At 74.2% G+C, this 14,838-nt stretch carries 10 protein-coding genes; all 10 read right to left on the minus strand.

All coding sequences use genetic code 11. The features are described from left to right. Positions 1-251 precede the first annotated feature (251 nt). The 10 genes from ACIQGZ_RS19330 to ACIQGZ_RS19375 all read right to left on the minus strand — a co-directional run bounded on the left by ACIQGZ_RS19330 (position 252) and on the right by ACIQGZ_RS19375 (position 14,728). On the minus strand, positions 252-2,546 hold the full coding sequence (locus tag ACIQGZ_RS19330; RefSeq protein WP_402603223.1) for a lantibiotic dehydratase: 2,295 nt from the start codon (positions 2,544-2,546) through the stop codon (positions 252-254). A gap of 12 nt (positions 2,547-2,558) precedes the next feature. After that, positions 2,559-2,822 carry a phosphopantetheine-binding protein gene (locus tag ACIQGZ_RS19335; RefSeq protein WP_402603225.1) on the minus strand — a complete coding sequence of 88 codons (264 nt, stop codon included), beginning with the start codon at positions 2,820-2,822 and terminating at the stop codon, positions 2,559-2,561. A gap of 94 nt (positions 2,823-2,916) precedes the next feature. Beyond that, complete coding sequence (locus ACIQGZ_RS19340; RefSeq protein ID WP_402603227.1) at positions 2,917-3,837, minus strand: threonine/serine dehydratase; 921 nt, start codon at positions 3,835-3,837, stop codon at positions 2,917-2,919. Next, positions 3,834-5,360 carry an amino acid adenylation domain-containing protein gene (locus tag ACIQGZ_RS19345; RefSeq protein WP_402603228.1) on the minus strand — a complete coding sequence of 509 codons (1,527 nt, stop codon included), beginning with the start codon at positions 5,358-5,360 and terminating at the stop codon, positions 3,834-3,836. The genes ACIQGZ_RS19340 and ACIQGZ_RS19345 overlap by 4 nt, the downstream gene beginning before the upstream one ends. After that, the gene (locus ACIQGZ_RS19350; RefSeq protein WP_402603229.1) at positions 5,357-7,699 is read right to left on the minus strand and encodes a lantibiotic dehydratase; all 2,343 of its coding nucleotides are present in this window, start codon (positions 7,697-7,699) and stop codon (positions 5,357-5,359) included. Before ACIQGZ_RS19350 ends, ACIQGZ_RS19345 begins: the two co-directional genes overlap by 4 nt. 59 nt (positions 7,700-7,758) lie before the next feature. Next, on the minus strand, positions 7,759-8,700 hold the full coding sequence (locus tag ACIQGZ_RS19355; RefSeq protein WP_402603231.1) for an ornithine carbamoyltransferase: 942 nt from the start codon (positions 8,698-8,700) through the stop codon (positions 7,759-7,761). Positions 8,701-8,764: 64 nt separating this feature from the next. Beyond that, positions 8,765-10,033, minus strand: coding sequence for a diaminobutyrate--2-oxoglutarate transaminase (gene ectB, locus ACIQGZ_RS19360; RefSeq protein WP_402603233.1), 1,269 nt, complete (start codon positions 10,031-10,033; stop codon positions 8,765-8,767). Between the two features lie 33 nt (positions 10,034-10,066). Beyond that, a complete protein-coding gene (locus ACIQGZ_RS19365) occupies positions 10,067-13,288 on the minus strand; it encodes an amino acid adenylation domain-containing protein (protein ID WP_402603234.1) in 3,222 nt (1,073 codons plus the stop codon). A 169-nt stretch (positions 13,289-13,457) separates the two neighbouring features. Then, positions 13,458-14,045, minus strand: coding sequence for a LuxR C-terminal-related transcriptional regulator (locus ACIQGZ_RS19370; protein WP_402603236.1), 588 nt, complete (start codon positions 14,043-14,045; stop codon positions 13,458-13,460). A 59-nt stretch (positions 14,046-14,104) separates the two neighbouring features. Further along, on the minus strand, positions 14,105-14,728 hold the full coding sequence (locus ACIQGZ_RS19375) for a response regulator transcription factor (protein ID WP_402603238.1): 624 nt from the start codon (positions 14,726-14,728) through the stop codon (positions 14,105-14,107). Positions 14,729-14,838 lie beyond the last annotated feature (110 nt).

Consider the following 14,838-nt stretch of genomic DNA (forward strand, 5'->3'; position numbering starts at 1 on the left):
CACGGCGGCCGCACCGCCGAACGGGCCGGGTCCTGCTGGTCGGGACCCGGCCCGTTCGGCGGTGCGGTGTGTGCAGCTCCTCCGGCTCGGGCCAGGTCGCTGCCGGGACTCGTTACCGGGACTCGCTGTCGGGACTCGCTGTCGGGGCGGGAACGGGCCCGCTGCCGGATGAGCTGGCCGGCGGGCGGGCCGCGCGCACGAAAGCACCGCCCAGGGAGTCGACTCCCTGAGCGGTGCCCGCAGCCTTGCGGTCAGTCGGTGACGGCGACGATCCGCAGCTCCGAGGTGTAGGTCTCGCCCTGGTCGTCGGTGAGCCAGGACTGCTCGGGGGTGGGAAGCATCTCGGTGATCGTCATCCGCGCCGCCGGGTCCTTGCGGACGAGGCGCCGGACGGCCTTGGCCAGGATGTTCACATACACCGGGCTGTCGAAGTCGACGAAGAACGGCCGGGGCTCGGCCGGCGAGACCACGAAGACATAGCGCGGCAGCTCCTGCGTGTCCCGCCAGCGGCGGGCCCGGACGAACCGGCGGGCCTCGCTCTTCTCGTCCGCGAAGTCCAGCGCCGCACCGGTGAACCGCCAGGTCTCCCGCGCCACCACCAGGCGGTCGAGCGTCACCCTCGGGGTGTGGTCGCCCGGCGGGGCGATCAGGAAGCGGTCCATCACCAAGGTGGTCAGCACATGCGAGAAGACCTCGACCGCATCGAACACCGCTCCGTCGGGCAGCACCACCACCAGCCGGCCCGACCGCTCCTCCACCGTGGCGTCGGCGCTGAGCGCGGTGCGCGGGCGGTGCGGGTCGGCGGTGTTGTCCAGCAGGGCGACGTGGTAGTCCTGCGGCCGGACCAGCGAGTGCCTGATCCGGGTGGAGAGCCGGGACTTGTGCTCCTTGGGCAGCAGCGGCATCAGCCGGGGCCCGGGGTGGTCGTCGTCGGTCCGGGCGAAGAGCTGCTCCGGAGCCGGGTGCTGGCTGACGAAGAGCGAGTTGCCCAGGGTGTTGGCGGCGAGGTGCAGTTCGCCGAGCACCAGCGTGAACTCGCCGCGTGCCACGGCCTCCGGGCCCTCGGCGGCGATCATCAGATCGGGGCAGATGTAGCGGGCCGCCGTCCAGCCGGCCCGCTCGGCGCCGAAGGCCTCGGCCACCCGGTCCTCGAGCAGGGCCCGGTCGAGCCGGACCCGGGTCGCCCCCTCCGGCAGGCGCAGGATCTCCCGCCAGCGCCGCTGGAACTCCTCCTGGATGCCCTCCACCTCGGCCACCGCGGAGCCGTGCAGCACGGGCATGCAGGCGAACCAGAAGGTGGCGAGGTCCACCCGGTCCCCCGCTGCCGCCGCCGCCCGCAGCCGGTCGTAGACCTCCCGGGCCCGGCGCATCACCCCGGCGGCCAGCTCCGAGGTCAGCCACTTCGCGCTGGTCAGCAACAGGTCCAGCGGCTCCAGGGCGGCCAGCACCGTGCCACCGATCCGGGCCTGCGCGGAGCGCCGGCAGTCGGAGTAGACCACGGACCGGCAGGGCGCGGTGGTGGCGCTCTTCTCCCGCTTCGCCGCCTCGTCGGTCAGCGCCTCGAACGCCGCCTCCAGGTCCGCCAGCGCGGCCACCAGCCGCTCCGGATCGTCCGCCGCCGCGCGGACGGCGTCCCGGCCGCGCTCCAGGGCGTCCAGCCGTTCGAGCGCCTGCTCGCGTACGGCATCGTCACCGATCCGCTCCAGCCACTCGCGCAGCCGCCGCTCGGGGCGGGTGTCGGCGGGGACGTCGAGCCGCCAGGTGACCCACCGCAGCCGTACCAGCTCCCGCAGGGTCGCGGTCACATCGGTCTGCGGCCCGACCTCCTGCTGGATGGCGCGGGCGGAACGCGTACCGTCGCACAGCCGCAGGACGTGCAGCAGCGCCGGCGCGGCCGCTCGGACCGGGCGGCCCGGCAGCCGCACCGCCTCGGCCTCGACGCGGACGAAGGGCACCCGGCGCGGTGGGATCCACTCGCGCACCCGGGGGTCGGCCTCGACCACCTTGGCCAGCACGTCGATCGACCAGCTGGAGAAGAACACCTCGGAGGCGGACACCAGGCCGGTGCCCGGGGTGATCTCCACCCCGGGCACCGAGGGGTCCAGCCGGCCCCAGCCGACCGGGCCGAAGAAGCCGATGGTGTCGTTCTTGACGCAGAACCGCTGCCAGTAGTGCGCCATCAGCTCCTCACGCTGGCGCGCTTTGTAGGTGCGCCCCTCGGTGGCGGGGCTCCAGTTGAGGAACGGCCGGACCGCCGAGTCGAGGAGGCCCCGGTTCTGCCAGGCCACCGCGGCCCGGAACCGCCCGGACGCCGCGATCTCCTGGGCGGCCTCGGAGGTGCGGACGGCCGCCTCCTCGAACACCCCCTCGAATTCCTTCCACTGCGCTCCCGAGAGCGCGTCCCGGGGGCCGAACTTGTCGGCGGCCGCCGCCAGGCCCTCCGGTGCCAGCCGGAGCACGCCGGCCGCCGGGAAGCCGGGGCCGCGCACGGCGATCTGGTCCCACAGCCGCCAACGCGGGCTCAGAGGTAGGGAGTTGTCGCTCATGGCACTCCGCTCCTAGGCCAGCGCGGCGGCTTCGGCGGCCAGGTCATCGATGATGACCGCCGCGAGCTCCGACGGGGACGGGTAGGTGAAGACCAGCGCGACGGCGAGTTCGACGCCGACCAGCTCCTGTAGCCGGTCGATGATCTGGAAGGCGGAGAGCGAGTCGCCGCCCGCCTCGAAGAAGTCGCTCTCGGCGTCGAGACCGTCGTCGCCGAGCGTCTCCCGGTAGAAACCGGCGACGCGCTCGGTGAGTTCGGCGGCGTCGATGGTGATCATGTCGTTTCCCTTCGATGGTGAGTGATGGACGACCCGGGGCCCGCTCCGTCGGACCGCGCCGGGCGCTGATCCGCTGTGCTCCGCAAGAGCGGCCCTAGTGGGCGGCCAGCGCCGCCGTGGTGTTGCCGCCGGAGACGATGACGGCGGCGGTGCCGGTGGCTTCGGTCTGGAGGGCTCCGGCGAGGGCGACGCTGCCGCTCGGCTCCGCCTCGATCCCGGCGCGGCGCAGCAGCTCCATGGCGCGGACGACCGCCTCGTCCGAGACGGCGATCAGTGCGTCCACCCTCCGCCGGACGATCGGGAAGGTCACCTCGCCGGGGCGCTGGCCGCGCAGCCCGTCCGCGACGGTGTCGCACGGCGGCAGCTCGACGGGGCGCCCGGCGGCGATCGAGCGGGCGTAGCGGGGGACGCGGTCCGGCTCGACGCCGACGATCCGTACCGGGCCGGGCAGTCGGGCCGCCGCGAGGCACACGCCCGCGAGCAGACCGCCGCCGCCGGCCGGGACATAGATCGTGTCGGTCTCCGGAGCGTCCTGGAGGATCTCCAGGCCGACCGTGCCCTGTCCGGCGACGACCAGCTCATGGTCCGAGGAGGGGATGAACTCCGCGCCGGTCCGGACCGCCAGCTCCTGGGCGCACCGCTCGCGTTCGGCGACACCGCCGGGCACCCGGACGACCTGGCCGCCCAGCCGGCGGATGGCGTGCTCCTTGGCCTCGCTGGCTCCGGCGGCCATCACCACGGTGACCCGCACGCCGAGGGTGCGGCTGAGCGCGGCCACCGCGATGCCGTGGTTCCCGGACGAGCCGGTGACGATCTCCCGGGCTCCCAGGGCGAGCATCGCGTTGGCGGCGCCGCGCAGCTTGAACGAGCCGCTGCGCTGGAGGTGTTCGGCCTTGAACAGCAGGCCGGGCAGGGCGGCGGAGCGGAGCAGCGGGGTCCGCCGCACATGGGGCGCGATCCGCTCGGCCGCGCTGAGCACGTCCGCCGGGCCGAGCCGGACGCCGGCGGCCGTCATGACGCGGGCTCCGCGACGGGCCGGGCGCGGCGCAGCAGCGCGGCGCGGTCGGCCTTGCCGCTGTGGGTGACGGGCAGCCGCTCGATCCGGGTGAACCGCCTCGGCATCATGTACGGGGGCAGGGTGGTGGCCAGGTGGGCGCGGAGGGCGGCGTCACCGACACCGTCCAGCGGGCCGGTGACGTGGGCGCTCAGCCAGACCCTTCCCCGGTCGTCGGTCTCGGCGATGACCGCCGCGCCGGTGATCCGGGGGTGGCCGAGCAGTGCGCCCTCGATCTCCGCCGGATCGACCCGGTAGCCGCGGATCTTGATCTGGCGGTCGGCCCGGCCGAGGTACTCCACGGTGCCGTCGGGCCACCGCCGGGCGAGGTCGCCGGTGCGGTACATCCGGGCACCCGGTGCGCCGTACGGGTCGGGCAGGAAGCGGTCGGCCGTCCGGCCGGGCCGGCCGCCGTAGCCGCGCGCGACGCCCAGGCCGCCGATGTGGATCTCGCCGACGGAGCCCTCGGGCACCGGGTGCAGCCGCTGGTCGAGCAGGTGGACGGTGGTGCCCTCGATCGGTGTGCCGACCGGGTCGGCGGAGGTGCCGGGGTCGGCGGGCACCTCGTAGCGGGTGGTGGTCATGGTGCATTCGGTGGGCCCGTACTGGTTGACCAGCCGACCGGTCAGCAGGCTCCGGCCGCCGGCGGCGAGGAAGGGCCGCAGGGACTCCCCGCTGCACGCCAGCAGGCGGATGCCGCGCAGCCGTTCGGCGGCGTCGGGGTGCTGGGCCAGGAAGGTGAGGAAGGAGGGCGTGGTGCTCAGGATGGTGTCGACGCCGTACTCGTCGAGGACCTGGGTGAGGGCGTCGGCGCGCATCAGCCGGGCGCGCCGCACCAGGACGAGCCGTCCGCCGGCGGCCAGCGGTGCGAAGGTGTCGCGGATGGAGGCGTCGTAGCCGAGCGGGGCGAGTTGGAGGGCGATGGTGTCGGGGCCGAGCCCGTTGTCGCGGACGACCGAGCGGAGGTAGGAGGACAGACCGCGGTGTTCGATCAGCACCGGGTTGGGTGTGCCGGTCGAGCCGGAGGTGTGGCTGACGTAGGCGAGGGCGTGCGGATGGAGGTCGGGGTCGGGCAGCGGGGTGGCGTCCGGTTCGGGTGGCCGGTCGAGCAGCACCGTCGGGCCGTCGACGGGCAGCGCGAGCCGTTCCGCGAGTGCGCTGCGGGTGAGCAGGCAGCGTGCTCCGCCGCCGGTGGCGAGGGCTGCCAGCCGGGGGGCGGGCAGGTCGATGTCCAGGGTGAGGAAGGCGCCGCCGGCACGGGCCACCGCGGCCATGGCCACCACCGCGTCGACGCCGCGCTCGACGGCGACCGCGCAGACCTGCTCGGGCCCGAGTCCGGCGGCGCGCAGCTGCCGCGCGAGCTGCTCGATCCGCTCGGCCAGCTCCCCGTAGCCGACCTGGTCCTCGTCGGTGACGATCGCGATGGCGTGCGGGTCGCGGGCGGCCTGGGCCAGCAGGTCGTCCGCGAAGGTGGGGCTGGTCATGCCTCCGCTCCCGTCTCGGCGGTCCGGTCGACGGTCCGGTCGGCGGCGACGAGGCGCAGTTCGCTGGTGTAGGTCTCGCCCTGGTCGTCGGTGAGCCAGGCCTGTTCGGGGGTGGGAAGCATCTCGGTGATCGTCATCCGCGCCGCCGGGTCCTTGCGGGCGAGGCGGCGGGCGGCCTTGGCCAGGATGTTCACGTACACCGGGCTGTCGAAGTCGACGAAGAACGGCCGGGGCTCGGCCGGCGAGACCACGAAGACATAGCGCGGCAGCTCCTGTGCGTCGCGCCAGCGGCGGGCCCGGACGAACCGGCGGGCTTCGCTCTTCTCGTCCGCGAAGTCCAGCGCCGCACCGGTGAGCCGCCAGGTCTCCCGCGCCACCACGGTGGAGTCGATGGTGATCCGGGGCGAGTGCTCGCCGTCGTGCTTGAGGGTGAAGCGGTCCATCACCCGGTTGGTCAGCGCGTGGCAGTACACGTCGATCAGGTTGAAGACGGGGCCGTCGGGCAGGACCGCGACGAGGGCTCCGTCGCGCTCCTCCACCAGGACGTCGCCGCAGCGGACGGTGCGCGGGCGGTGCGGGTCGGCGGTGTCGTCCAGCAGCGCGACGTGGTAGTCCTGCGGGCGGATCAGGGACTGCCTGCTGCGGGCGGACCACTTGAGCGGCATCTCCTTGGGCAGCATGGGGAGCAGCCTGGGGCCGGGGAAGTCGGTGGTGGTCTCGTCGATCAGCTGCTCGCGGTCCGGGTGCTGGTGGACGAAGAGCGACTGGCCGAGGGTGTTCATCGCGACGTGCAGTTCACCGATCACCAGCTCGAACTCGCCGCGCTCCACGGCGTCCAGGCCGTCCGCGATGATCATGAGGTCGGGGCTGATGTACCGGGCCAGCGACCAGCCCCGACCGGGCTCCTCGAAGGCTTCACGGACCTGGGCGGCGATCGCGGCGGAGGTGAGCCGGACGCGGCGGGCGCCTGCCGGGGCGTCGATGATCCTGGCCCAGCGCTCGCGCAGCTCGGCCTGGATGCGGTCGATGTCGGCGATCGACTCCGGGTGCGGGGAGGGGAGGGTGGCGAACCAGAGGGAGCCGAGGTCGACGGTGCCCTGCCGCTCGCGCAGCCGCTGGTACGTCTCCCGGAGGCGGCCGCCGATGGCCTCGGCGTAGCGGTTGGTCATCCAGCGGGCGCCGGTCAGGCACAGCTCCAGCGCGGTGAACTGCTCCACGACGGCCGTTCCGACGGTCGCGGTGGCGGAGCGGCGGCAGTCGGAGTAGACGAGGGCGCGGTTGGGGGCCGTGCGGGCGCCCTTCTCCCGCTGGGCGGAGACCTCGGTGAGCGCGGCGAAGTCGGTCTCCAGCGCGGCCAGGGCGGCGCGGAGTTCGTCGGCGTCGAAGCCGGCCCGGCGGACCCGGTCCCGGCCCTGCTCCAGCACGGAGAGCTTGGCGAGGGCCGACTCGCGCACCTCGGGGTCGCCGATCCGCTCCAGGACGGTGCGCAGTTCGCGCTCCGGGAAGGTGCCGGCCGGGACCTCGACCTTCCACACCACCCAGCGGCGGGCGACCAGCCACTCCAGGGCGGCCGTGACCTCCTGTTCGGACAGCTCCCTGCCCTCGACCCGGCCGGCCTCGGCCGCGATCTCGGGCACCGTCCGCCTGCCGTCGCTGAGTTCGAGGACGGTCCGGGTCTCCGAGGGCACCGCCTGCGGCGTCCGGCCCGGAACGCGGACCGCTCCGTCGACCACCCGCACGAACGGCACCCGCTGCGGCGCCACCCAGGCGCGCACCCGGGGGTCGGCGTTGATCACCTTGGCCACGGCGTCCATGGACCAGCTGGAGAAGTACACCTCCGAGTCGGCCACCAGCCCGGAGCCCGGGTCGACCTCCACCCCGCGTTTCGAGGTGTCGAACCGGCCCCAGCCGACCGGGCCGAAGAAGCCGATGGTGTCGTTCTTGACGCAGAACCGCTGCCAGTAGTGCGCCACCAGCTCCTCGCGCTGGCGCGGCATGCTGGTGCGCCCGGCCACCGAAGGCGTCCAGTTCAGGAACGGCTTGATCCCCGAGTCCAGCACCGCGCGGTTCTGCCAGGCCACGGCGGCCCGGAACGGTCCGGAGGCGGCGATCTCCTGGAGGATCTGCGCGGTGCGTACGGCGGCCGCGCCGAAGGACTCCTCGAAGGCCTCCCAGTCGGCACCGGCGAGCGCCTGCTCCGGGGTGAACTTGTCCGCGGCCTCGGCCAGGCCCTCCGGGGCCAGCCTGAGCACCCCGGAGACGGGGAAGCCGGGCCCGCGGAGCGCGAAGTGCGTCCACAGCCGCCACCCACCACCGGGCAGCAGTACGGTATCGGACATTGCTGAGCTACCTCCCATGGGAATGTGTCCTCCTGACGCCGCGTCAGTGACGGGCCGGCTCAGCCGGCCGGGATGCCGTGCAGGCACCACTCCAGGACGGCGCGCGCGCTGTGGTACTTGTTCTCGGCCTGCTCGAACGCGATGCTGTCCGGCCCGTCCAGCACCTCGGCGGTGACCTCCTCCCCTCGGTGCGCGGGCAGGTCGTGCATGAACACGGCCCCCGGGCTGGCGGCCAGCACGGCGGAGTCGACCTGGAACGGCGCGAAGATCCGCCGCCAGTCCGGGTCCGGCTTGACCGTGCCGGTGGTCTGCCAGCGGGTGGTGTAGACGACGTCCACCTGCGGCAGGTCGGCCATGTCGTGGCGTTCCTCGATGTGCGCGCCCGAGGCCTTGGTCTGGGTGCGGGCCGACTCCAGGTAGGACGGTTCCAGGCCGTAGCCGGCCGGGGTGCGCAGGTGCAGTTCGGTGCCCGGGAAGCGGGAGAGCGCCAGGGCGAGCGCCGAGGCGGTGTTGTTGCCCTCGCCGACGTACAGCACCCGCAGCCCCTCGACCCGCCCGAACCGGCCCACCAGCGTGGTGAGGTCGGTCAGCGCCTGGGTGGGGTGCTCGGCGGCGCTCATCGCGTTGACGACGGCCATCCGCTGCTGGTCGGCGTAGGCGCGCAGTTCCTGCTCACTGCCGACGGTGCGGGCCACCAGCACGTCGAGCATCCGGGAGAGCACGGCGGCGGTGTCCTCGGCGGTCTCGCCGGTGTTCTCCTGGAGGTCGCCCGGCCCGTAGGTGATCAGCCGGGCGCCGAGGCGCAGCGCGCCGGCGGAGAAGGCGGTCCGGGTGCGGGTCGAGGTCTTGCGGAAGAGCACGCCGACGACGGCGTCGTTCAGCGGGCGGGCGTTCTCGCACTCCCCGGCGGCGTACTGGGCGCCGCGCTGGACGATCCAGCGCAGGTCGCGGTCGGTCAGGTCGTCGATGGAGATCAGGTGGCGTCGCAGCGGGCGGGGCATCGGGGTCCTCCTTCGGACGAGGCGGGGCGGGGCCGGCGGACGAGGCGGGCGGGGCCGGGGCCGGTCAGGCGGCGAGCAGCCCGTCCCGGAGCACGCCGAGGCCCGCGTCGAGCAGGGCGGGGTCGATGGTCAGCGGCGGCATCACCTTGAGCACCTCGTCCTGGCGGCCGCAGCACTCGACGATCAGGCCGTGGTCGAAGGCGTACCGCTGGACCCGCGCCGCGCGTTCGGGCCCGCCGGCCCGGCCGGTGTCGATGCCGAGGACCATGCCCCGGCCGCGCAGACCGAGCGCGGGGTCGAGGGCGCCGAGTTCGGCGCGGAACCGGGCGAGGTGCTCGGATGCCTCGCGCAGGCCGGTCCGGAAGGCGGGCTGCTGCCAGATCTCGCAGACGGCGGTCGCGGCGACGAAGGCCAGCTGGTTGCCACGGAAGGTGCCGGTGTGCTCGCCCGGCGCCCAGACGTCGAGTTCGCGGCGGAAGAGGGTGAGCGACAGCGGGAGGCCGTAGCCGCTGATGGACTTGGAGACGGTCACGATGTCGGGGATGATCCCGGCGTCCTCGAAGCAGAAGAACCGCCCGGTGCGGCCGCAGCCGGACTGGATCTCGTCCAGGATCAGCAGCACGCCGTACCGCTCGGTGACCTGGCGCAGCGCGCGCAGCCACTCGCGGCTCGCCGGGTAGACGCCGCCCTCCATCTGCATCGGCTCGACGATCACCGCGGCGGGCAGCTCGGTCCCCGAGGAGGAGTCGGCGAACAGCCGCTCGACCAGCCCGATCGAGTCGAACGGGCCGAGCGGACCGTCCTCGTACGGGACGAAGGTCACGTCCTGCCCGCTCACCCCGCCCGCCCGCCGGGCGCGGCGGCTGCCGGTGACGGCCAGGGAGCCGTGCGACATGCCGTGGTAGCCGCCGGTGAAGGCCATCAGGCCGGACCGGCCGGTCGCCTTGCGGGCGAGCTTGAGGGCGGCCTCCACCGCGTCGGTGCCGGTCGGGCCGGTGAACTGCATCTTGAAGTCCAGGCCGCGCGGCTGGAGGACGATCTCGTTGAAGGAGGTGAGGAAGGACCGCTTGGCCGCGGTGTACAGGTCGAGGCCGTGCATGATGCCGTCGTCGGCGAGGTAGTCGAGCAGCCGCCGCTTGATGAACTCGTTGTTGTGCCCGTAGTTGAGGCTGCCGGCCCCACAGAAGAAGTCGATGAAGGTCCGCCCTTCCTCGGTGCGCAGCTCGGCGCCCTTGGCCCGCTCGAACACCACGGGGAAGGTGCGGCAGTACATCCGCACCTCGGACTCCAGCTTCTCGAAGACGGCGGTGTCGGGTTCTGCTGACGTGGTCATCTGAGAGTCCTTTCGGTTCACGGTGCTGCCGGATCAGCGGGAGACGGGCTCGCGGTTCGGCTGGGGCTCACGGTTCGTCCGGGGCCGGGCGGTGAGCCGTGGCATCGGGCGGTCGCCGGTCAGCTTCGGGTAGCCGTCCAGGGCCGAGGTCAGGGCGGCGACGGTGGTGTGGTCGAAGAGGGCCCGCACCGGGACGTCCACGCCGAGGGCGGCCCGCAGCCGGACCGACACCCGGGTGGCGAGCAGCGAGTGGCCGCCGAGCCGGAAGAAGTCGTCGTGGGCACCGATGCCGGTGATGCCCAGCACCTCCTGCCAGACGTCGGCGACGGCGCGCTCCCTCGGGGTGCAGCGGGCGGGCGCCTCGGACGGCTGGGCGGGCCGGAGTTCGGGCAGCGGCAGGGCGAGGCGGTCGACCTTTCCGTTGACGGTGGTCGGCAGCTCGGCCAGCGGGACGAACGAGGCCGGCACGAGGTAGTCGGGCAGCGTCTGGAGCAGCAGGGCGCGCAACTCGGCTTCGGCCGGGGGCTCCGCGCCGTCCTGCGGCACGAGGTAGGCGGTCAGCTGCTGCCCGCCCGCACCGTCCGGCGTCGGATGGACCACCACGGCGCGGACACCGTCCATCGCGAGCAGGGCGGCCTCGATCTCGCCGGGTTCGATCCGGTGGCCGCGGATCTTCACCTGGTGGTCGACGCGGCCCAGGATCTCGATCGAGCCGTCCGGCCGCAGCCGGCCCAGGTCGCCGCTGGCGTAGAGCCTTCCGCCGGGGACGGCGCTGTGCGGGTCGGGGAGGAAGGCGCCGGCCGTCTGCGCGGGACGCCCCTGGTAGCCCCAGGCCAGGCCCGCGCCGCCGATGCAGATCTGGCCCACACCGCCCTCGGCGACGGGTTCGAAGCGGGCGTCGAGCACCCGGACGGTGGTGTTGTCGACGGCGGCCCAGTCCAGCACCTCCCCGTCGGCGGCGTGGCGGGCGACGCTGGTCCAGATCGTGGCCTCGGTCGGCCCGTACAGGTCCCAGACCCGGGCCCCGCCGGCGCCGAGGGTCCGCACCAGGTCGGTGTGGAGCTTCTCGCCGCCGGCGAGCACGGTGAGGTCGCTCGGCGGGGTCCAGCCGACGTCGGTCAGCATCCGCAGCACGGAGGGGGTGGCCTGGAGCACGGTCGGCCGGGTGGCGCCGATCAGATGGACCATGCGCTGCGGGTCCCGGGCCTGCTCGGTGTCGGCGAGCACCAGCCGGGCCCCGCCCAGCAGCGGCAGGCACAGCTCCAGCATGGAGGGGTCGAAGCAGACCGTGGTCAGGCCCATGACCGCCTCCCCCGCCCGCAGCTCCAGCCGATCGGCCATGGAGAGCAGGAAGTTGGCCAGCGCCCGGTGCGGGATCAGGACGCCCTTGGGCATGCCGGTCGAGCCCGAGGTGTGGAACATGTAGGCGAGGTCCTGCGGACCGGCCGTCCGGGCGGGGCGGTCCGCCGGCTGCGCGTCGATCTCGGCCCGGTCCCGGTCGAGCAGGACGGTCCGGACCGGCGCTTCGGCCACGTTCCCGGCCAGTGCCCGTTCGGTGACCACCACCCGGGCGCCGGTGTCGTCCAGCAGGTAGCCGAGCCGCTTGGCGGGGTGGATCGGGTCGAGCGGAACGTACACCCCGTCCGCCTTGAGCACGGCGAGCAGTGCGACCAGCAGCCCGGTGCCCCGCTCCAGGTGGACGCCCACCCGCACCCCGGGGCCGACGCCGAGTGCCCGCAGCCGGTGGGCCAGGCGGTTGGCCCGCGCGTCCAGCTGGGCGTAGTCCAGCTCCCCGTCGGAGGAGGCGACCGCGACCGCCTCCGGGGTCGCGCGCACCTGCTGCTCGAACAGGTCGGTGAAGGTCAGGCCGGGTTCGGCCCGCTCGGCTCCGGCGCCGAGGGCCAGCAGCCGGCTCCGCTCCCGGCCGGGCAGGGCGGCGAGCCGCCCGGCGACCTCGTCCACCGGCTCCTCGGGCGCGGCGAGCAGGCCGCGTAGCAGCTCGACGTAGCCCGCGCCGAACTGTGCCATGGTCTCCGGCTCGAACAGCGCGGCGGCGTACTGCAGGCGGCCGGTCATCCCGCCGTCGGGGGCGCCCAGCAGGTCCAGCACCAGGTCCAGCGGGGTGCCGCCGGTCGGGGTGGGCACCACCTCCACGTCCAGGCCCGGGAATGCGGGTGCGTCGGCCACGGAGTTGAGCAGCAGGAAGGAGACCTGGAACAGCGGGTTGCGGGCGAGGTCCCGTTCGGGGGCCAGCTCGGTGACCACATGCTCGAACGGGGTGTCCGCGTGCGAGAGGTCAGCGAGCGAGGCGGCGCGCACCCGGCGGACCAGCTCGGTGAAGCCCGGTCGGCCGGAGAGGTCGGCCCGCAGCGCCACGGTGTTGACGAAGAGTCCGATCAGGTCGCGCAGCTCGGCCCGGCCCCGGCCGGCGACCGGGGTGCCGACCGCGAAGTCGAGCTGCCCGCTGTACCGGCCCAGCAGGGCGTGGAAGGCGGCGAGCAGCACCATGAACCGGGTCGCCCGGTGCGAGCGGGCCATCCGGTCCACTTCAGCGACCAGCTCGGCGGGCAGCGCGAACCGGGTGGTCACCGCCTCGCCGTCCCACACCGCCGGGCGGGGGCGGTCGGTGGGGAGCTCCAGCGGGCCGAGGCCGGCCAGTCGGGAGCGCCAGTAGGCCGTCCCCTTGGCCAGCTGGGCGCCGGCCAGCCGCTCGCGCTGCCGCGCGGCGAAGTCGGCGTACTGGAGCGGGAGTTCGGGGAGGTCGGGGACCTCCCCGGTGGTGCGGGCGCGGTAGGCCGCGGCGAGGTCGCGGGTGAGGATGCTCCAGGAGGAGAAGTCGAAGGCGATGTGGTGGACCACGACGATCAGCAGGTGGTCGTCGGTGCCCAGCTCGGCCAGGGTGGCCCGGAGCGCGGGGGCGGTGGCGAGGTCGATCGGGCGGCGCAGTTCACGCTCGACCAGGGCGGGGACGGCCGCCTCGCCGTCCGAGGTCGCGTCGACCCGGCGCAACCGGACCTCGGCCCCGGGGACGACCTGCGCGGCCGGCTCCCCGTCGACGGCGACGTACCGGGTCCGCAGCACCTGGTGCCGGTCCAGGACGGCGGCGAACGCCTCGGTCAGGGCGGCGGCGTCGAGGGCGCCGTGGATGCGCAGGGCGAGGGGCAGCAGATAGTCCGCCGAGCCGGGCCGGAGCTGGTCGAGAAACCACAGCCGCTGCTGCGAGAACGACGTCGTCCGGCTGTCACCGTGCTCCACCGGCTTCACCTCCAGGGGTAGGGGTTCGTGGCACGTCCCCGGCGGTCGCGGGGTCACACCGGGAGCTTCCCGGTCGGGCCCGGGAGGCGGGTAGGGAAGGAGCGGCAGCGCTCGGCCGCCGGATTCACTGCGCTAACGTCTCTGTTCGCCCACGCTGACTGACGTACCGTCAGATGAGTCCGGCGCGGACGGCGTGCGCCACGGCGTGGGCGCGGTTGTGGACCTGGAGCCGGCCCATCAGGTCGTAGATGACGTTCTTCACGGTGTGCTGCGAGCAGTCGAGGGTGCGGGCGATGGCGGCGTTGTCGTGTCCTTCGGCGACCAGCGAGAGCACCGTCGTCTGCCGGGCGGTCAGCGGGGAGGCGGCGGTCCGGCGGTGGGTCGGCCGCTCGGCGTCCGCCCCGCCGAGCAGCCGGGTCAGCACGCCCTGCGGCAGCCGGCCCTCGCCGTGGTAGGCGCAGCGGACGGCGGCGAGCAGCCGGTCCGGGCTCGCCTCGGAGGACTGCATCATCGCGACCGCTCCGACGCCGACCGCACGGCGGACCCCGGCTCGGGTGAAGGTGTCCGCGACCAGCAGCAGCCGCGCCCCGGCGGGGCGGCCGGTGGCCGGGCAGCCGTCGAGCGCCTCGTCGACCGTACGGGCCGCGGCCACCAGCACCGCGTCCTCGGACCAGCTGCCGACCAGCTCGACGCCCGCCCAGTGCAGGCTGGCGGCGACGGCGTCGCGCGTGGCTCCGCCGGCCGCGGCGAGGTGCACCCGAGGGCCACCCGGCCGGCCGGTCTCCGTCCCGGGGCGGACCGGTGCCGCGAGGCCGATCACAGCAGACCCGCCCGGAGGGCGTACGCCACCGCGTGGGCGCGGTTGCGCAGGCGGTACCGCTGCGTGATGTCGCGGATCACCGTGGTGACGGTCCGCGTCGAGTAGCACAGCTGCCGCGCGATCTCGTCGGTCTCCCGGCCGTCGGCGACCAGTCGCAGCACCGCGAGCTCCCGGTCGTCCAGCCCCCAGCCGGTCGCGTGCCGCCGCGCCGCGCCCTGCGGCTGCGCCTGGACGCCGTGCTCCAGGAGGCGGTCGATCAGATCGGGCGGCACGGTGCAGTCGCCCACGGCCGAGGTCAGCACGGTGCGCACCAGCCGGTGCGGGCTGGCCTCGCGCCGGCGGAGCAGCCCGCGGGCGCCGGCCGCGATGGCGCGCAGTGCCTCGGCCGGTGCCAGGTCGGTGGCCACCAGGACCACTTCGGGGCGGTGGGCCGCCGTCCGGGTGGAGCTGATCAGGTCCAGCTCCTGCTGGGTCACCTGGTCGACTATCACGACGGCCACTCGGGCCGTCCCGTCCGGCGGTACCACCGAGATGTCAGGGCTGCTGGACAGGGCGCTCGTGGCTCCGGCTTCCAGCACCGGATCCAGAGCGACGACGTTGACGGGCAGGGGGTCGCCCATGAACAACTCCTCGATCGGTGTGCGATTGAGCTCTTCACCGGGAGTCTCAGCGAACGCCGCACCGCCTCACATGGGTTCGGACCCCCCGCATTCCCCGCGCGTCGTGTCCC

The organism is Streptomyces sp. NPDC092296, assembly GCF_044755465.1.
Classification (GTDB): domain Bacteria; phylum Actinomycetota; class Actinomycetes; order Streptomycetales; family Streptomycetaceae; genus Peterkaempfera.